The following is a 19501-nucleotide window of genomic DNA, read 5'->3' on the forward strand; positions in this document are numbered from 1 at the left end:
ATGGCTAATAAATGGACAACGTTAGAAGAGTCATGGGAAATACTCGACCAATTGGCAGATCCTTATGTTGGGATAGTCCGTAGAGAGTATAGAAAACTCAGAGACGTTGATGATATATGGGGTCATTCATATGGAGCGCATGGTACAGACAGCAATATTTTATTTGGGGTACCGTCTAATTCATATAATGGGGGAGGATCTGCTAATCCAGCTGCAGCCAGATTAGCAGCTATAGGTGAAACGGTGGAAAGATATAGTGCCGCTTATTTACCTTTAAACTCTGATATTGTATGTTTTGGTACTCAAAAGGACTTAATCAATGAAGGCAAATCAGTAATTGGCTTTGATAAGTGGGAGATGTATGCTGTCACTCAATATGAAGACCCGAATTTTCCTCATGATAGATGGAATGAAGATACAAAATTATGGTGGAGAAAAGGTCATATTGCTGAAAATAATGAAGAAGTTTGGACGCCTGCTCAATTAATTCATATTGCAAACTATACTGAGTGGCCAGGAGACCCCAATATTGGTCATGCAACTAGTAATGGACTAGCTTGTGGTATTACATATCAAGAAGCGGCAATCTCAGGTTTATTTGAAACAATTGAAAGAGATGCATTTATGCTTACTTGGTACAATAAGTTAAGTTTACCGCAGATCGATATTAATACCTCACCTAGATTAAAACACTTCTATGAAAGATATATTAAACCTACTTCTCTTGATTTGCATTTAGTAGACATGAGCATTTTTTCTGGTGTTCCTACTATTTTGGCAGTGATAAGAAATCCTCATACAGATTTAGCTCCATTTGCTATTGGCGCGGCCTCTGCTCATTCAATTGAAAGAGCATGTGAGAAAGCTGCGATAGAGGGAATGTATACAAGAACTTGGGTAAAAACAGAACAACGATTAGGGAACGCCTTAGTGGATGTAGATTATCATCGAGATATTAACAGTTTTGAAGATCATATTAAACTCTATGCGGGAACAGCTATTGTGAAAGAAGCTGATTTTTTAACAGCAAGTGAGAAATTAGTGGACGTTAAAGACTATGCACCGTTTGATGATCGTTCTCCAGACATTCTATGGACTAACCTTGTCAGTCATTTATCAAAACAAGGATATCATGTGGCAACTTTTGATTTAACCAGCCCTGATATAAAAGATGCTGGTGCCTATGTCGTAAAATCAATTATTCCTGGATATAAACCGATTGACGTTCTTTATAGAGGTAGAATGTTGGGCGGAGAACGAATTTTAAAACATTCTTATCATTTAGGTTTAGTAGATAAACCTTTTAAGTTAGAAGAACTGAATCCAATTCCGCATCCATTTCCTTAATATCGTAGAAAGGTGATTAAATATATGAATAGTATTGAAAGACATGCTACTAATTTGGCTGATGTTGTGTATGGAAACGAAGCATTACGGTTTGATGATCCTTCTGAAAATTGGTTTGAGGCAACAAAAATCTATAGGGGTTCAATGGCATGGGACGCACCCGGTGTTGCAGGGCTGCTGCGATCTCAAACTTTGCAAAAGATTGCTACACATGCAAGTAAAAGATTTGATGACCTGCCTTTAATTTTACTACCTAAACCATTAAATACAAATATATCTTTAGACGATGTCATTCAGGAACGAAGAAGTGCAGATTATTTTAGCGGGGGGAGTGTTTCATTAGAACAACTCTCAACAGTTTTACAGAAGAGTTATGGATTGGTAGAGCGTAAAGAAGGACCTAGACGCCCTATACCATCTGGCGGGGCACTTTATCCTCTAGATCTATTTATTGTAGCCAACAAAGTGGATTCTTTAGACAAAGGTATTTATCATTTCGATCCGTATAGAAAAGGATTGACTAAAATGGGTGATTACTCTGAAAAAGAATTTGAGAAAATAATGTTACAAGAAGAATCCGTTCAAGATTTTGCATTTGCCGTAGTCATTTCAGCGAATTTTTGGCGTTCTCGATTTAAGTATGGACATCGTTCTTATCGCTTCGTTTTTATGGAGGCAGGACATGTCATGCAAAATATGATTTTGCTATCTACTGCACAGAAGATTAATAGCCGACCATTCGGAGGGTTTATCGATGATGAGTTAATGGAACTGATCGGTGGATTTAATGGAGTAGATGACGCTCCAATTTATACATTGATTGCGGGTACTTAAATAGATGATTTCAATGGTAGCAGCTTTAGGGATCCTCCTTCACTTTTTGGGTCCCTTAAGCTCTAAAATGGTTATCAAAATCAAGAGAGATAAACCAATATCCGATCGAAAGTTAATAACATATATCACTCCTCAGAGGAGCTATGATGGATTCACGATAATCGGAGCTTCTATATGCTGTGGAGCATTTTCTCAAGAGCTCTTAGTTGAAATTTCTAATAATAAAAATGTGTATGGTATTTTATTCTTCTTTTTATTAGGTGTCCTATTACCGTCAGTTCTATGGAAATTAAAAAACAAAGTTGTTGCATTTAGAGGCAGATATGCTGTCAATGTTGATTCAATCTTTTTTCTTCCATTAACTGCTCTATCAGAAGAATTGATTTGGCGGTTCTTTCTTCCGTTATTATTACTAACAAATTCTGTGGAATCTGTGGCGGTATCGATTTGTATCAGTTCAATAGGATTTATCTTGCTGCATATACCAATAGGCGGTGTTAAGTCTATTGCTTATATGTCGCTTTTTACATTCATCACAGTTATTTCATACTTAACATTTGGTATTCTAGCAGCGATAGCATTTCATATTTCACATAATCTGTTCATTCATTTTTTTCAACCTCTCAAAATAAACAACTTCAAAACGAAACCTCCCGTATTATCTGAAACTGATTGGTGAGGCTTTTATAAAGGTGGTAAACCCTGTGATAATACTAGAAAAGATGAAAGAGCTTAAAGGAAAAAGAGCGCTGGCTCAGTCATGGTTTTTGGATCCAGAAAAAAGAAAAATAAGTTCAAATTATGATAATCGAGAAACGCCATTTACTCGATGTCTATCAGCTGAAACTTTCATTTCTTATTATCAACTAACATTCAAAAAAAAGCCTGCCTCTATTTTAGATATAGGATGTGGACAAGGGCAGATGCTTGAGTATTTATCTAAGCAATTACCTCTAGCTGATTTGACAGGAATTGATTCATCAGAGGAAGCCATACATTGTGCAAATCAATTGAATATAAAAGCTAATTTTATTTGTACAGATATCGAAAATTTTTCATCACATGCGAAAAGTTATGATGCGATTTTAATACATCTGTGTTTTGGGCTATTTGAAGATCCTGTAGCATTATTAGAACAGTTCCTTCCTTATTTATCAAATGAATCTATTATTTATATAGTTGATTTAAATCGAGATAGTATAGAAAGTGGAATGAGTTCAGTTCAGAACAAAGAAGAAGAACTGTATTTATATGATCAATATCACGCCTCATTGACATTATCTGAGTTCGAGCAGTTACTCACCTATATAACCCAACCTAGAAAAGATGTAAAGTATAAGATTGGTACTTCTATAATTGGAGGATTCAGCCCATTTAGTATGGAATTTTTATCGTTAATAGGAAATGAAAATTTACAGCACACCTTAAGGCAGGTTCCAGATGAACATAGCAGTTCAGCACAGAAGACACCTTTACTTTTACATGCATGGCTGATTAAACAGTCTGGATACATTCATTCCATATAAACATGATTCTTTCTCTATGTATAATATGAAGGTTATCCGTTTAGTCTCTGCCTGCTTTTCGGGGAGTTCAATATGAATGATTTTTAAATTGCGATTCCCTAAAAATGAGAACGCGTTTCTCTGAAGTGAAGGAGAATGGCAGTGTGATTAAAATTGAACTGCTTATTTCTTTAACGTTGAAGTACTTATCCATTAGGGGGTTTTGAGAAAGTGGAAAGTGAAGGCTGTTTACTGATACACTCTTTGCTTCTATATGAATAACCATACTGTGTCATACAAAGTTTTTTGGAATTAGAGATGACTTAGTGTAGATGTTACTTTCTTTCATAGGGAGCTCTGTTGTTCGCTCATTGTATTCAGGTGCATTATTATCAGTCCGCTCTGTTCATAGTGGCTTTCCGTTTATATATAAAGGAAGAGAGAGGTATTAATGGTACTGAACATGCTGCATTAATCGATAAGCGAGTACCTATTATAAGGAGGAACTTCATTTGCATAAAAAAATTGGATATGGTATAGTCTTTATGGAAATGCTAACGATTACCGAGACAAGAGTGGGGAAACCCGCTCTTTTGTATTGAACAGGCAATTTTTGTCTCGACATTATTCATCCGTTTTCTGCTCCCCCTGCTCACATAAAGCAGGGTTTTTATGCAGAATGATTGATAAGAGCGTTTATCGAAAGCACAAGGAGGAAGAGAATGAGCAAAAAAGTAGTGGATGTCGTAAGCGAAATGGTGCAGCCAATTTTAGATGGCTTACAGCTTGAACTCGTTGATGTTGAATTTGTCAAAGAGGGTCAAAACTGGTTCCTTCGCGTGTTTATTGACTCTGATAAAGGTGTCGATATCGAAGAGTGTGCCAAAGTGAGCGAAGCCTTGAGCGAAAAGCTTGATGAGGCAGATCCGATTAGCCAAAACTACTTTCTTGAAGTGTCCTCTCCTGGAGCGGAGCGCCCATTAAAGAAAAAAGCTGATTTTGAAAAAGCACTTGGAAAAAATGTTTTCATGAAAACATATGAACCAATTGATGGTGAAAAAGCATTTGAAGGTGAGCTTACAAGCTTTGATGGTGAGATTGCAACAGTGACAGTGAAGATCAAGACAAGAAAGAAAGAGATCAATATTCCATACGAGAAAATAGCTAACGCAAGATTAGCAGTTTCGTTCAATTAACCTTTTCATTGATATAAGGGGGAACCATAAAAATGAGTAGTGAGTTGTTAGATGCCCTGACTGTTCTTGAGAAAGAGAAGGGTATTAGTAAAGAAATTATCATTGAAGCGATAGAAGCTGCACTCATTTCTGCATATAAGCGTAATTTTAATCAAGCACAAAATGTTCGTGTTGATTTAAACCGCGAAACGGGAACGATTCGTGTGTTCGCAAGAAAAGATGTTGTAGATGAAGTGTATGATTCTCGCCTTGAAATCTCTGTAGATGATGCAGCCAATATTAACCCGAATTACATGGTTGGTGACGTCGTTGAGATTGAAGTCACACCAAAAGACTTTGGACGTATTGCAGCTCAGACAGCGAAACAAGTTGTGACGCAGCGTGTGAGAGAAGCAGAGCGTGGTGTTATCTACACTGAGTTCATCGACCGCGAGGAAGACATTATGACGGGAATCGTTCAGCGGATTGACAGTAAATTTATTTACGTGTCACTTGGCAAAATTGAAGCCCTTCTTCCTGTCAATGAACAAATGCCAAATGAAGAATACAAACCGCATGACCGCATTAAAGTGTTCATTACAAAAGTAGAAAAAACAACAAAAGGACCACAAATTTATGTGTCTAGAACACATCCAGGTCTTTTAAAGCGTTTATTTGAAATTGAAGTGCCAGAAATTTATGATGGTACTGTAGAGCTTAAATCGGTTGCTAGAGAAGCTGGGGACCGTTCTAAAATATCTGTTCGTACAGATGATCCTGATGTTGATCCAGTTGGCTCCTGTGTTGGTCCAAAGGGCCAGCGTGTACAAGCAATTGTCAACGAGCTAAAAGGCGAAAAGATTGACATTGTTCATTGGTCTAATGACCCGGTTGAATTTGTTGCCAATGCGCTGAGTCCATCAAAAGTACTTGATGTCATTGTGAATGAAGAAGACAAGGCGACAACAGTTATTGTCCCTGATTATCAGCTGTCATTAGCGATTGGTAAAAGAGGTCAAAATGCCCGCCTTGCAGCGAAGCTGACCAGCTGGAAAATCGATATTAAAAGCGAAACAGATGCAAGGGAACTCGGTATTTTCCCAAGAACTGAAGACTCTGAATCTCTTTTCTTAGAGGCTGAACCAGTAGCTGAGGAATCTGACGAATAAGAGGTGATATTAAAGGTGAAAAGCCGAAAAAAAATCCCGCTTAGAAAATGCGTCGTGACGGGAGAAATGAAACCAAAGAAAGAACTGATCCGTGTTGTTCGTTCTAAAGAAGGAGAAGTGTCTGTTGACGCTACCGGAAAAATGAACGGACGCGGAGCTTACCTTTCTCTCGATAAAGAAACCATTCTTGCGGCAAAGAACAAACGCAGTTTACAGCAGCAATTTCAGACACAGATTGACGAACACATATTTGAAGAATTACTAGAACTAGCTGAAAAGGTGAAAAAACCTAATGAATGAATCTGAATGGTATCCTTTGCTTGGTCTAGCAAATCGAGCTCGTAAAGTCGTGTCAGGAGAAGATCTGGTGATCAAAGAAATTAGACATGCGCGTGCTAAGCTGGTTCTTCTTGCAGCAGATGCCTCATCTAACACAGAGAAAAAGGTATCTGACAAATGCAAATTTTATAATGTTCCGGTTAGAAAAGTTGAAGACCGTTCCGTTCTCGGACGTTCTATTGGGAAAGAAGCTCGCGTAGTTGTCGCTGTCACTGACCAAGGCTTCGCTAAGAAGCTCATAAGCTTGCTCGATTAATTTATTTGGGGGTGAACGAATGGCTAAAGTGAGAGTATATGAATACGCAAAAGCCATAGATGTTTCAAGTAAAGATATTATAGCAGCGCTTAAGGATATGAACGTGGAAGTGAACAACCACATGGCGACGCTTGAAGACGACACTGTGAAAAAGCTAGACGCTATCTATAAAAAAGCCAAAGCAAAAGAGACAGCTAACGAGAAACCCGCAGAACAAAAAAAACAATCATCTAACAAAAACAATGATAGAAAGAAGAATGACGTGCAGAATAATCAATTTAATAAAAACAAAAAAAACAACAACCAAAATAAAAACAAAAACAAACGCGGTGGAAATAACAAACCGCAGCATCAGCAAGCTAGACCTGTAAAGCCTAAAAAAGAGCTTCCTGAAAAAATTGAATTTACAAATTCAATGACTGTCGGCCAGCTGGCTGATGAGCTAGGAAAAGAAACAGCTGAAATCATCAAAAAGCTGATGATGCTAGGTGTCATGGCAACGATCAACCAAGAGCTTGATAAAGATACAGTTGAGTTAATCGCTTCTGAATATGGTGTTCCAGTTGAGGAAGTCATCATTTTAGAAGAAACTGAACTTGAAAAGTATGAAGTTGAAGATAAAGAAGAAGATATGCAAGTACGCCCTCCAGTTGTAACGATCATGGGACACGTTGACCACGGGAAAACAACTCTTCTTGACAGCATCCGTAAGACAAAAGTCGTCGAAGGCGAAGCAGGTGGAATCACGCAGCATATCGGTGCATACCAAATCGAAGAAAATGGCAAAAAAATTACGTTCCTTGATACACCTGGACACGCAGCATTTACAACGATGCGTGCACGTGGTGCCGAAGTAACGGATACAACAATTCTAGTCGTTGCAGCAGATGATGGCGTCATGCCGCAAACAATTGAAGCGATTAACCATGCGAAAGCGGCAGAAGTGCCAATCATTGTCGCTGTGAACAAAATTGACAAACCAACAGCGAACCCTGACCGCGTGATGCAGGAATTAACTGAGCATGGTCTTGTACCAGAAGCTTGGGGCGGCGAAACCATTTTCGTTCCACTATCTGCGAAAACAGGTGAAGGCATCGACGAATTGATCGAAATGATCCTTCTTGTCAGCGAAGTTGCAGAACTGAAAGCCAACCCAAATCGTGCGGCAAAAGGGACTGTCATCGAGGCTGAGCTTGATAAAGGAAGAGGTTCTGTTGCAACCCTTCTTGTTCAAACAGGTACACTTCAAGTAGGTGACCCAATCGTTGTCGGAAATACATTTGGCCGTGTACGTGCAATGGTCAATGACATCGGCCGCCGCGTGAAAACAGCAGGACCATCTACACCTGTTGAAATCACTGGTTTAAACGATGTACCGAATGCAGGGGATCAGTTCCTCGTATTCAAAGATGAAAAAACAGCTCGTCAAGTCGGTGAGGCGCGTGCTTCTAAACAGCTGGACGAACAGCGTTCAGATAAAGCAAAATTATCTCTAGACGACCTATTTGAGCAAATCAAACAAGGTGACGTAAAAGATATCAACTTGATCGTGAAAGCAGACGTACAAGGCTCTGCTGAAGCATTAACGGCAGCTCTTCAAAAAATTGAGGTCGAAGGCGTAAAAGTGAAAATCATCCATACGGGTGTTGGAGCGATTACGGAATCAGATATCATTTTAGCAAGTGCTTCTAATGCCATCGTGATTGGCTTTAACGTACGTCCTGATGGAAATGCGAAGAGCACAGCTGAGACTGAGAACGTTGATATCCGCTTGCACCGCATTATCTATAAAGTCATCGATGAAATTGAAGCTGCGATGAAAGGAATGCTTGACCCTGAATATGAAGAAAAAGTTATCGGTCAAGTTGAAGTTCGTCAAACGTTCAAAGTATCTAAAATCGGTACAATTGCTGGCGGCTATGTAACTGAAGGAACGATTACAAGAGATAGCGGAATCCGCTTAATCCGTGACGGCGTCGTTATTTTTGAAGGCGAAGTTGACGTGTTAAAACGATTTAAAGATGATGTGAAAGAAGTTTCACAAGGCTATGAATGTGGTATTACCATAAAGAAATACAATGATATCCGTGAAGGTGATGTCATGGAATCATTCGTTATGCAAGAAATCGAAAGAAAATGATCGGTTATACCGAATGTGAGTGCATGATCTATGATGCATCCTCACTGAAGGAAAAACGTGCGGTTCTTCAGCGAATATTGACAAGAACGCGTCATAAATTCAATGTAACCATTGCTGAAATGGATTACCAGGATACATGGCAGCGTACATCAATTGGAATCGCCGTGATTTCCTCATCTCGGGTTCAAGTGGAAAAGGAGCTTCAGCGTGTATTAGGCTTTATCGATTCTTTTCCTGAAATTGAACGAACGATCACGAAAACTGAGTGGTTTTAATTAGAGGTGATAAGATCATGAGTATGAGAGCAACCCGTGTGGGTGAGCAAATGAAAAAAGAATTGGGCGACATCTTAGGCAGAAAGCTAAAAGATCCAAGAATCGGCTTTTTGACTGTAACCGATGTCGAAGTATCCGGTGATTTGCAAATTGCCAAAGTCTACATTTCTGTTCTTGGCGACGAGAAGAAAAGAGAGGAAACCTTAAAAGGTCTTGCAAAGGCTAAAGGGTATATCCGCTCTGAAATTGGCAATCGAATCAGACTTCGCAAAACACCAGAACTGCATTTTGAATTCGACGAATCCGTAGACTACGGAAACCGAATTGAAAGCCTGATTGCTGAGTTAAACACAAAAGATCACGAATAAGACGTTGAAATAAGGATAGGCGATGATCGTCTGTCCTTTTTCATCGTTTATGAAAGGAGAGAACGCAGATGATAAATGGTGTTCTTTTATTACATAAAGAAAGAGGCATGACCTCACACGACTGTGTGTTTAAAGTAAGAAAAATTTTACACACAAAAAAAGTCGGCCATACAGGCACCCTCGACCCAGAGGTTTCAGGTGTTCTGCCTATTTGTATCGGAAGAGCAACGAAGATTGTAGAATACTTAACAGATAAATCGAAAACATACGATGCAGAAATCACGATTGGCTTTTCTACAACAACAGAAGACCAAACAGGTGAGATCGTAGAAGAAAAAAAGGTGGAAAAACCGATCTCAGAAAAAGAAATTGATGCGGCGCTGAAGCAGTTTGAAGGAACCATTGAACAAATTCCTCCCATGTTTTCTGCTGTGAAAATTGGCGGGAAAAAGCTCTATGAGTATGCAAGAGAGGGCATTGAAATTGAGCGGCCAAGCCGAGAAATTACTATTCACCGTATCGAGCGGACTACACCTGTCACATATGAGGATGGCAGCGTGTCATTTAGGTTTACTGTTCTATGCTCAAAGGGAACGTATGTGAGGACCTTAGCGGTTGATATCGGGAAGAAACTAGGGTTTCCAGCCCACATGTCACATCTTATTCGTACGGGGTCTGGTGATTTTACACTTGATGAATGTATTACGCTGGATGAGCTGCAAGATATAAGCGAGGAAGGAACTGTAGATGAGCACCTTGTCCCGATCGAGCGTGCGCTCAATCATTTGCCGAAATGGGAGATAAATGATACATTAGCAAGTAAAGTGGAAAACGGTGCAGTCCTGCCAATGCCTGATGAATTTGCTCATTTCGCAGAGGAGGATCGTGTCGCTGTTTTTGCTCCTTCAGGTCGTTGTCTGGCAATATATATGAAGCACCCGACCAAACAGAACCTGATGAAGCCGGCGAAGATCTTATCTCAGGACAAGCAATCTTAAAGAAAAGGTGACATCTCGTGAAGACTATACATATTTCACACCCACATACATTGAATCAAAAGGATCAAGTCCCGTCTGTCATGGCTTTAGGGTACTTTGACGGTGTTCACCTCGGGCATCAAAAAGTCATTGACGAAGCGAAAAGCATTGCGAAAAAAGAAGGATTGGCCTTAGCAGTCATGACCTTTCATCCGCATCCATCACATGTTTTGCAAAAGGCACGGGAACCAAAAGACTTAATTACACCGCTTGAGGATAAAATTGATTTTATCGAACAGCTGGGCGCTGACTATTTATACATCGTACAATTCAGCGAGAGCTTTGCAGCTCTATCTCCTCAAGAGTTTGTGGATCAATATTTGGATGAATTGAATGTGAAGCACGCAGTAGCGGGGTTTGATTTTACGTTTGGCCGTTTTGGTGCAGGCACAATGGAAACGTTCGATGAATACGGAAAAGGCCGTATCACGGCAACCATCGTACCTAAGCTGTCCAATCAAGACCGAAAAGTCAGTTCCACTCTCATCCGTTCCGCATTAAAAAATGGGGATGTTGAATATGTGAGCGAGCTTTTAGGAAAACCTTATCAGCTTCGCGGCATTGTCATCCATGGAGACAAACGCGGACGGACGATCGGATTTCCGACAGCTAATGTCGGCTTATCTGCTGAATACATTATTCCGCCAACAGGGGTATATGCAGTAAGAGCAGAAGTAAAAGGTAAAGTATATGACGGCGTTTGTAATGTCGGCTATAAACCAACATTTTATGAAAAACGTCCTGATCAGCCTGCCATTGAAGTAAACCTTTTTGATTTTAACGAAGAAATATATGGCCAGCCGATTAAATTACAATGGTTCAAGCGCATTCGCAGTGAACGAAAATTTAACGGAATCCAGGAGCTGACGGCTCAAATCAGTCAAGATAAAGAAGAAGCGATTCAGTTTTTTCAAGATCAGCTCAAGCAAACAAAAAAATCATAGAAAAACTGCTCTACCATTTGCAAATTCAGCATATTTTTAGTATGATTATTCCTGTAGCTTTAAAACCACTTACTTGGCAGGCCGACTTCACCGACGGTTGCGAGGTAGATGGGGCTAACATGATTTGGAGGTGAAACAGGATGGCTATTACTCAAGAGCGTAAAACGCAATTAATTAATGAGTTCAAAACACACGAATCTGATACTGGATCTCCAGAAGTTCAGATCGCTGTCCTAACAGAATCAATTAACAACTTGAACGAGCATTTACGTACTCATAAGAAAGATCACCACTCACGTCGCGGTCTTTTGAAAATGGTAGGTAGACGTCGTAATCTTCTTACGTATCTACGTAATAAAGACGTAACTCGTTACCGTGAGTTAATTAACAAACTAGGCTTACGTCGATAATCGTAAAAAGCGGGAGGATTCCCGCTTTTTTATCGTATAATCACTAATATTTTATGGTTAAAATGTTGAAAGAATGGCAAAAACCCTTCTACATACAGCTTTCACATTGATATGTGAAAATCATTTTGTTCATAATAAGAACTAACTAAAACTTTACGATAAGAGAGGAGTTTATCTCAGAATGGGACAAGAGAAACATGTCTTCACCATAGACTGGGCTGGACGTCAACTGACAGTTGAAACTGGCCAGCTTGCAAAGCAAGCAAACGGAGCGGTCCTCGTACGCTACGGAGATACGGCTGTGCTTAGCTCAGCAACAGCTTCTAAAGAACCAAAACCACTTGATTTCTTCCCGCTCACTGTGAACTACGAAGAAAGACTATACGCAGTAGGTAAAATTCCTGGCGGCTTCATTAAAAGAGAAGGCCGTCCAAGTGAAAAGGCGATCCTTGCCAGCCGCTTAATTGACAGACCAATTCGTCCGCTGTTTGCAGATGGATTTAGAAACGAAGTACAAGTCATTAGTATCGTCATGAGTGTGGATCAAGATTGCTCATCTGAAATGGCTGCAATGTTTGGCTCATCTTTAGCTTTATGTGTGTCTGACATTCCATTTGAGGGACCAATCGCCGGCGTTACAGTAGGACGAGTGGATGGAAAGCTGATTATTAACCCGAATGTGGAGCAGCTTGAACAAAGTGACATCAATCTTGTGGTTGCCGGAACAAAAGATGCGATCAACATGGTAGAAGCTGGTGCTGATGAAGTACCGGAAGAAACAATGCTTGAAGCGATCATGTACGGTCACCAAGAGATCAAACGCTTAATCGAATTCCAAGAAGAAATTGTGAAGGCAGTCGGTAAGGAAAAAATCGATATTCCTTTATATGAAGTAGATCAAACGTTAGCAGACGAAGTAAAAGCACTTGCTGAAGCTGACCTGCTGAAAGCGATTCAAGTACATGAGAAGCATGCGCGTGAGGATGCAATCAGTGCTGTGAAAAAAGCTGTAGTTGAGAAGTTTGAAGCAGAAGAACGTGACGAAGCAACGATTAAACAAGCGAAAGATGTATTAAACAAGCTTGTCAAAAACGAAGTTCGCCGTCTGATCACTGAAGAGAAAGTACGTCCAGATGGACGCGGCGTAGATCAAATCCGTCCACTTTCTTCAGAAGTAGGACTTCTGCCAAGAACGCACGGTTCAGGCCTATTTACAAGAGGACAAACACAGGCGCTCAGTATTTGTACATTAGGTGCACTTGGTGATGTGCAAATTCTTGATGGTTTAGGTGTTGAAGAATCAAAACGCTTCATGCACCATTACAACTTCCCGCAATTCAGTGTTGGCGAGACAGGTCCAATGCGTGGTCCAGGCCGTCGTGAGATCGGACATGGTGCACTAGGTGAACGTGCACTAGAACCAGTCATTCCATCCGAAAAAGATTTCCCTTATACGGTTCGCCTCGTTTCAGAGGTATTAGAATCTAACGGATCTACTTCACAAGCAAGTATTTGCGCAAGCACACTTGCGATGATGGATGCCGGTGTTCCAATTAAAGCACCAGTTGCAGGGATTGCAATGGGACTTGTGAAATCTGGTGAATACTACACAGTGCTGACAGACATTCAAGGAATGGAAGATGCACTTGGAGATATGGACTTTAAAGTGGCAGGTACATCAAAAGGTGTAACAGCCCTTCAAATGGACATCAAAATCGATGGTCTATCAAAAGACATCTTAGAAGAGGCTCTTCAACAAGCGAAAAAAGGAAGAATGGAAATTTTAGACAGTATGCTGTCAACAATTCCTGCTTCTAGAGGAGAATTGTCTCGTTATGCACCTAAAATCTTAACGATGACAATCAATCCGGATAAAATTCGCGATGTCATTGGACCAAGCGGTAAACAAATCAATAAAATCATTGAAGATACCGGTGTGAAAATCGATATTGAACAAGATGGTACAATCTTTATTTCTTCTACAGAAGAAGATATGAACCAAAAAGCGAAGAAAATTATTGAAGATCTTGTGAGAGAAGTTGAAGTAGGACAGCTTTACTTAGGTAAAGTCAAACGCATTGAAAAATTCGGTGCCTTCCTTGAAATCTTCAGTGGAAAAGATGGACTTGTTCATATTTCTGAGCTTGCGCTTGAGCGTGTGGGCAAAGTAGAAGATGTCGTGAAACTTGGCGATGAATTACTTGTCAAAGTCACTGAAATCGATAAACAAGGCCGTGTGAACCTTTCTCGGAAAGCTGTTTTACGTGAAGAGAAGGAAAAAGAAGAAAAGCAGTCTTAATGAGATCAAATAAAATGTGTTAGAAGCCAGGTATCCGTGCCAGGCTTCTTTCTTTTCTTGCGCTAACAATAGTTCTAGCTTGTTTCTCCCCATCATAATTTGTGATATAGGGGAGGGACAACCATTGAAAAAAACGTTACCATTCATTGTGTTTGTATTTTTACTGCTCGTGTCATATCAAACGATGAAGCAGCCGGCTGCTGTTACATATATTGAATCAATGAAAGAGCATGCCGAAGTTGCATCTGTTTCAAAAGATATTTTATTTCAGGAAATTGAATCGAAGTCTTCTGACTATGAAGTAAAGGCGCAAAATGCTAAGATTGATAAAGTGTGGAAAAAGATGCCTGGCTTAAATGGACAGACAGTTGATATCGATGCCTCTTATGAAAAAATGAAGAAACAGGGGTCATTCGATGAAAAGCTGCTTGTTTTTAATGAAACAAAACCATCTATTCATTTACATGAGCTTGGTGCAGAGCCCATTTATAAAGGGCATCCAGATAAAAAAATGAATGCATTCCTCATCAACGTAGCTTGGGGTGACGAGCATTTAATCAACATGTTAAAAACGCTGGAAAAGCATCAAGTCAAGGCGACCTTTTTCTTAGAAGGCAAATGGGTGAAAAAAAGCACAGAGCTTGCTAAAAAAATCGTGGCAGATGGTCATGAAATTGGAAATCATTCATACAATCACCCAGATATGCGCACACTGACAAGAGAACGAGCATTAGAGCAGATAACGAAAACAAATCGCCAAATTGAAGAATCCCTTGGGAAGAAACCAAAATGGTTTGCGCCTCCAAGCGGAAGCTTTAAAGAAGAAACAGTCAAGCTTGCCAAACAAGAAGGCATGGAAACCATTATGTGGACAGTAGACACCATCGACTGGCAAAAACCATCCCCGGCTATTTTACAAAAGCGGGTGCTTGGGAAAACTCACAATGGGGCGATGATATTAATGCATCCAACAGATGCAACAGCGAAAAGTCTTGACGCACTTATCACTCAAATCAAGGAAAGAGGATATGAATTAGGGACGGTTTCTGACCTCCTAAGTGAAAAAAGACATCCGTGATGCGATCTGTTTGTTGAATAGGAGGAGCAAAACTTGGTCAAAACGTATACATGCCAAAACGGAGTAAGAATTGTACTCGAAAACAATCCCACTGTAAGGTCTGTCGCAATTGGCGTCTGGATTGGAACAGGCTCTAGACATGAGACACCTGAAATTAATGGGATCTCACACTTTTTAGAGCATATGTTTTTTAAAGGGACAAAGACAAGATCTGCACGTGATATCGCAGAATCCTTTGACCGCATTGGTGGTCAAGTGAATGCCTTTACATCAAAAGAATACACTTGCTACTATGCGAAGGTGCTTGATTCACATGCTGGCTACGCCCTCGATGTATTAAGCGACATGTTCTTTCACTCAGCTTTTGATGAAGAAGAGCTGAAAAAAGAAAAAAATGTGGTGTACGAAGAAATTAAAATGTATGAGGATACTCCTGATGACATCGTTCATGATTTATTAAGCAAAGCCATTTATGGTGATCATTCATTAGGATATCCGATTTTAGGAACAGAGGAAACACTCTCTACCTTTAACGGAGATTCACTTAGAAAATATATGGATGAATTCTACACACCGGACCGCGTCGTGATCTCTGTTGCAGGGAACGTAGATGAGACCTTTATTCGTGAAGTTGAAAAGCTGTTCGGTTCTTATGAAGGAAAAGGGAAGAAGCAGCCTGTAGAAGCTCCAGCATTTCATTATGACAAGCTCACACGCAAAAAGGAAACGGAACAAGCGCACCTATGCCTGGGCTTTAATGGCCTTCCAGCTGGAGATAAGGGCATCTATGACTTAATCGTCTTAAATAATGTTCTTGGCGGAAGCATGAGCAGCCGATTATTCCAAGATGTAAGAGAGGACAAAGGACTTGCTTATTCCGTCTTCAGCTATCACAGTTCATTTGCAGATAATGGAATGCTGACGATTTACGGCGGGACTGGAGCGAAGCAGCTAAACCTGCTCTCTGAGACCATCTTACAAACATTAGACGTCTTAAAGCGTGAGGGAATCACGCAGAAAGAACTAGAGAACTCTAAGGAGCAAATGAAAGGCAACCTTATGCTCAGCCTTGAAAGCACAAACAGCAAAATGAGCCGAAACGGTAAAAATGAACTGCTCCTTGGCAAACATCGGACACTCGATGAAATTATTGATGAAATCAACAGCGTCACATTAGACGGCGTGAATAACTTATCTAAACGCATCTTTACAGAAGATTATGCGCTCTCGCTTATTAGTCCGACGGGTGATCAGCCATCATAATGTAAACAACACGGCAGACTCAAAAAAGTCTGCCGTTTTATTGTAGGTAAAGAAGAAAGGGGTTCTGCTTTCATGGAACATGAAAAGCTGAAACAGCTCTCTCCACTTCTGACACAAGCTTCTTTCCAAGCCATGACATCTGGTTTTTCGGGAGATCGCACCTTTTTGGTTACAATATCATCTAGTGAAAAGCTGGTGCTTAAGTTATCAGACATTCAAACGTATTCGCGCTATAAAAGAAAAGCATCATTTCAGCGGAAGTTAAAAGATCGAGGGATTCTTTGTTCTGAAGTGATTGAGATTGGAATGAGTGCTGAACTAAACTGTACCTATCGTATTTTCTCCTTTATCGAAGGCGAGAATGCTAGAGACTCCATCCATCTACTTACAAATGAAGAGCAGTATGAAATCGGGAGGCGGGCAGCGAGAGAGCTAAGTTTGATGCATACATGCCGTGCACCTTCTCATGTTCGTCCGTGGGATGAGAAAGTCATGGCAAAACATGAACGGTATGTACATGCCTATCAATCAAGTGGCGTGACGTTTTCCAATGATCAGTTTGTATTAGATTTTATCAAGTCGAATGTTGATGCGGTAAAAGAGAGGCCTAACCAGTTCCAGCATGATGATTTTCATTTAGGGAATATCATCATACAAGGTAATCAATATGCCGGTGTGATTGATTTCGATCAATCCGACTGGGGCGACCCGGTTCATGACTTTTATAAATTGTCCTTATTTAGTCGAGAAAGCAGCATTCCGTTCTCAGCTGGACAACTGGATCAATACGTGAGTACGCAGTCTACAAACGATTTTTGGCTTCTTTTTTCCATCTATACAGCAATGAGCTGCTTTTCATCTATCATCTGGACGCTTTCCTATGATCCGGGACATGTAAAAGACATGGTGAAACGAGTGGAGAGAATGCTAAAAGATCATAATTGCTTTCATCAACTTAAGCCTGTTTGGTATACCAACTCACATCATACATAACTTGAAAAGAGCAGGATGGTCTATTTCTTCCTTTTGCTGCATATATGATACGGAAGGGAAGTGATGCGATTTTGAGGCTGAGTGAACTGTCAGGAAAAGAGATCGTCGATATTAAAAGAGCGGAGCGGCTTGGCGTGCTTGGACAAACCGACCTTGAAATCAATGAACAGGACGGTCAAATTACAGCACTCATTATACCTTCCGTGAAGTGGTTTGGCTTTCGAAAACAAGGAAATGACATCCGCGTCCCGTGGAATCACATTCAAAAAATAGGATCAGATATGATCATTCTCGATGTGCCTGAAGAACTTCAGCCGCACGGAGAAAAAGAGCACCCATAATAATGGGTGCTCTTTTTCTTTTCTCTCTCTGATTCGTTCACAGGCTGAATCCTCTCCTCATATGCTGAAAGGGAGATTCAGAAAATATTACAGACTTTTTTAAATAAAGAAGGTGAACGGTCAGTATGTTGAGCGGTTTAACGGTTGCGGTGATCGGGGGAGATGCAAGGCAGCTTGAAATTATTCGCAAGTTGTCACAGCAGCATGCCAAAGTATTTTTGGTTGGATTTGACCAGCTGGATCATGGATTTATCGGTGCTGAAAAGCTGAAAATGTCTGAACTTCCATTCGAACAAGTAGACAGTATGATCCTGCCAGTATCTGGGACAACGGATGAAGGCGCTGTTGCTACCGTTTTTTCAAACGAGCAGGTCTTGCTGGAAGCTAAATATTTAGAAAGAACCCCTGCCCATTGTATCTTGTACTCAGGTATTTCAAATACGTACTTAGACAATCTGGCAAAGCAGGTGAACCGGAAGCTTGTGAAGCTGTTTGAGCGAGATGATATTGCCATATATAACTCTATTCCAACAGTTGAAGGAATTATCATGATGGCCATTCAGCAAACGGACTATACGATTCACGGGTCTCATGTCGCTGTTCTCGGACTTGGAAGAACAGGACTCACCATTGCCCGCACATTTCGGGCACTAGGGGCAGACGTAAAAGTAGGGGCGGCAGACACAGCACATTTAGCGCGGGCATTTGAGATGGGGCTTAATCCATTTTCAATGGACCAGTTAAAAGAGGAAGTAACGGATGTTGATATTATCATCAATACCATTCCAAGTCTTGTATTAGATTCATCTGTCATCGTCAGCATGACACCAAAGACACTCATTTTGGATATCGCCTCACGCCCAGGCGGAACAGACTTTGACTTTGCACAAAAGCACGGAGTGAAGGCACTTCTTGCACCAGGACTCCCGGGGATTGTTGCACCAAAAACAGCAGGACAAATCATTGCAAAAGTGCTTTCCGGGCTTTTATGTGAACTTGCGGAGGAAAAAAGGGGGATGGAATCATGACAACATTAAAAGGGAAAAGAATCGGCTTTGGTTTAACAGGTTCCCACTGTACGTATGAAGCTGTTTTTCCGCAAATCGAAGCGCTTGTAAAAGAAGGGGCAGAGGTGCGTCCAGTGGTGTCGTACACGGTGCAGAGCACGAATACGAGATTTGGAGATGGAGCCGAGTGGATCGACCGGATTGAGAAGCTGACTGGTTTTCAAGCGATTGACTCAATCGTGAAAGCAGAGCCGCTCGGGCCTAAGCTGCCGCTTGATTGTATGGTTATTGCTCCTCTAACTGGTAACTCGATGGCGAAATTTGCAAATGCCATGACAGACAGTCCTGTTTTAATGGCTGCTAAAGCAACCATACGGAATCATCGACCTGTCGTTTTAGGTATCTCAACAAATGATGCGTTAGGTTTAAATGGTACAAATCTGATGAGGCTGATGTCGACAAAGAATATTTTCTTTATTCCGTTTGGTCAGGATGATCCATTCAAAAAACCGACCTCTATGGTCGCGAACATGGATCTGCTATCTCAAACAGTAGAAGAGGCACTCCAGCATAGACAAATTCAACCAATTTTAATTGGACCAAACGAATAATAGATTCACTAGAAAATCAAGAAAGATTCAAAAAAGATGCTTCAAGCCTTGCTTTTCTATGGTAAAATAAAATGTAAAAAGTCATAGGATGGCCATCCGAAAGAAAAGAA

General features: G+C 40.6%; 21 protein-coding genes. All 21 read left to right on the forward strand.

Going from position 1 to position 19501, the window contains the following annotated elements; all coding sequences use genetic code 11:
• The 21 genes from NSQ34_RS08005 to dpaB all read left to right on the forward strand — a co-directional run bounded on the left by NSQ34_RS08005 (position 1) and on the right by dpaB (position 19391).
• Positions 1-1347, forward strand: coding sequence for a YcaO-like family protein (locus NSQ34_RS08005; protein WP_065214363.1), 1347 nt, complete (start codon positions 1-3; stop codon positions 1345-1347).
• Positions 1348-1371: 24 nt separating this feature from the next.
• Positions 1372-2181 (forward strand): SagB/ThcOx family dehydrogenase, encoded by an 810-nt coding sequence (locus tag NSQ34_RS08010; protein ID WP_034281835.1) that lies wholly within the window; start codon positions 1372-1374, stop codon positions 2179-2181.
• Between the two features lie 13 nt (positions 2182-2194).
• Positions 2195-2860: a CPBP family intramembrane glutamic endopeptidase gene (locus NSQ34_RS08015; RefSeq protein WP_061109856.1), complete on the forward strand. Its 666-nt coding sequence runs from the start codon at positions 2195-2197 to the stop codon at positions 2858-2860.
• A 25-nt stretch (positions 2861-2885) separates the two neighbouring features.
• Positions 2886-3707, forward strand: coding sequence for a class I SAM-dependent methyltransferase (locus NSQ34_RS08020; RefSeq protein ID WP_141545647.1), 822 nt, complete (start codon positions 2886-2888; stop codon positions 3705-3707).
• A gap of 701 nt (positions 3708-4408) precedes the next feature.
• Positions 4409-4882 carry a ribosome maturation factor RimP gene (gene rimP / locus NSQ34_RS08025; RefSeq protein ID WP_003211398.1) on the forward strand — a complete coding sequence of 158 codons (474 nt, stop codon included), beginning with the start codon at positions 4409-4411 and terminating at the stop codon, positions 4880-4882.
• A 32-nt stretch (positions 4883-4914) separates the two neighbouring features.
• The gene (gene nusA, locus NSQ34_RS08030; protein ID WP_024424140.1) at positions 4915-6030 is read left to right on the forward strand and encodes a transcription termination factor NusA; all 1116 of its coding nucleotides are present in this window, start codon (positions 4915-4917) and stop codon (positions 6028-6030) included.
• A 15-nt stretch (positions 6031-6045) separates the two neighbouring features.
• A complete protein-coding gene (locus NSQ34_RS08035) occupies positions 6046-6330 on the forward strand; it encodes a YlxR family protein (RefSeq protein WP_024424139.1) in 285 nt (94 codons plus the stop codon).
• Positions 6323-6625: a YlxQ family RNA-binding protein gene (locus NSQ34_RS08040; protein WP_024424138.1), complete on the forward strand. Its 303-nt coding sequence runs from the start codon at positions 6323-6325 to the stop codon at positions 6623-6625. Before NSQ34_RS08035 ends, NSQ34_RS08040 begins: the two co-directional genes overlap by 8 nt.
• 19 nt (positions 6626-6644) lie before the next feature.
• Positions 6645-8765 (forward strand): translation initiation factor IF-2, encoded by a 2121-nt coding sequence (infB, locus tag NSQ34_RS08045; protein WP_047202190.1) that lies wholly within the window; start codon positions 6645-6647, stop codon positions 8763-8765.
• On the forward strand, positions 8762-9040 hold the full coding sequence (locus NSQ34_RS08050) for a DUF503 domain-containing protein (RefSeq protein ID WP_061109857.1): 279 nt from the start codon (positions 8762-8764) through the stop codon (positions 9038-9040). The genes infB and NSQ34_RS08050 overlap by 4 nt, the downstream gene beginning before the upstream one ends.
• Positions 9041-9057: 17 nt before the next feature.
• Complete coding sequence (gene rbfA, locus NSQ34_RS08055) at positions 9058-9408, forward strand: 30S ribosome-binding factor RbfA (protein WP_007499525.1); 351 nt, start codon at positions 9058-9060, stop codon at positions 9406-9408.
• Positions 9409-9476: 68 nt separating this feature from the next.
• Complete coding sequence (gene truB, locus NSQ34_RS08060) at positions 9477-10406, forward strand: tRNA pseudouridine(55) synthase TruB (RefSeq protein WP_098676887.1); 930 nt, start codon at positions 9477-9479, stop codon at positions 10404-10406.
• 17 nt (positions 10407-10423) lie between these two features.
• Positions 10424-11389 carry a bifunctional riboflavin kinase/FAD synthetase gene (ribF, locus tag NSQ34_RS08065; RefSeq protein WP_098676888.1) on the forward strand — a complete coding sequence of 322 codons (966 nt, stop codon included), beginning with the start codon at positions 10424-10426 and terminating at the stop codon, positions 11387-11389.
• Positions 11390-11529: 140 nt separating this feature from the next.
• On the forward strand, positions 11530-11799 hold the full coding sequence (gene rpsO / locus NSQ34_RS08070; RefSeq protein ID WP_008354438.1) for a 30S ribosomal protein S15: 270 nt from the start codon (positions 11530-11532) through the stop codon (positions 11797-11799).
• A 181-nt stretch (positions 11800-11980) separates the two neighbouring features.
• The gene (gene pnp, locus NSQ34_RS08075) at positions 11981-14098 is read left to right on the forward strand and encodes a polyribonucleotide nucleotidyltransferase (RefSeq protein ID WP_024424134.1); all 2118 of its coding nucleotides are present in this window, start codon (positions 11981-11983) and stop codon (positions 14096-14098) included.
• Between the two features lie 124 nt (positions 14099-14222).
• Positions 14223-15176, forward strand: coding sequence for a polysaccharide deacetylase family protein (locus NSQ34_RS08080; protein ID WP_098676889.1), 954 nt, complete (start codon positions 14223-14225; stop codon positions 15174-15176).
• Positions 15177-15209: 33 nt separating this feature from the next.
• Entirely contained in the window at positions 15210-16439 is a 1230-nt protein-coding gene (locus NSQ34_RS08085) for a pitrilysin family protein (protein WP_025092599.1), read from the forward strand.
• Positions 16440-16511: 72 nt separating this feature from the next.
• Entirely contained in the window at positions 16512-17432 is a 921-nt protein-coding gene (locus NSQ34_RS08090; protein WP_034623581.1) for an aminoglycoside phosphotransferase family protein, read from the forward strand.
• A 71-nt stretch (positions 17433-17503) separates the two neighbouring features.
• Complete coding sequence (locus NSQ34_RS08095) at positions 17504-17773, forward strand: YlmC/YmxH family sporulation protein (protein ID WP_073205208.1); 270 nt, start codon at positions 17504-17506, stop codon at positions 17771-17773.
• A 125-nt stretch (positions 17774-17898) separates the two neighbouring features.
• Positions 17899-18801 (forward strand): dipicolinic acid synthetase subunit A, encoded by a 903-nt coding sequence (gene dpaA / locus NSQ34_RS08100; protein ID WP_024424129.1) that lies wholly within the window; start codon positions 17899-17901, stop codon positions 18799-18801.
• Positions 18798-19391, forward strand: coding sequence for a dipicolinate synthase subunit B (gene dpaB / locus NSQ34_RS08105; protein WP_025092602.1), 594 nt, complete (start codon positions 18798-18800; stop codon positions 19389-19391). The genes dpaA and dpaB overlap by 4 nt, the downstream gene beginning before the upstream one ends.
• The last annotated feature ends 110 nt before the right edge of the window (positions 19392-19501 follow it).

It is taken from the genome of Bacillus sp. FSL P2-0069 (assembly GCF_038593315.1).
Lineage (GTDB): Bacteria > Bacillota > Bacilli > Bacillales > Bacillaceae > Bacillus > Bacillus safensis.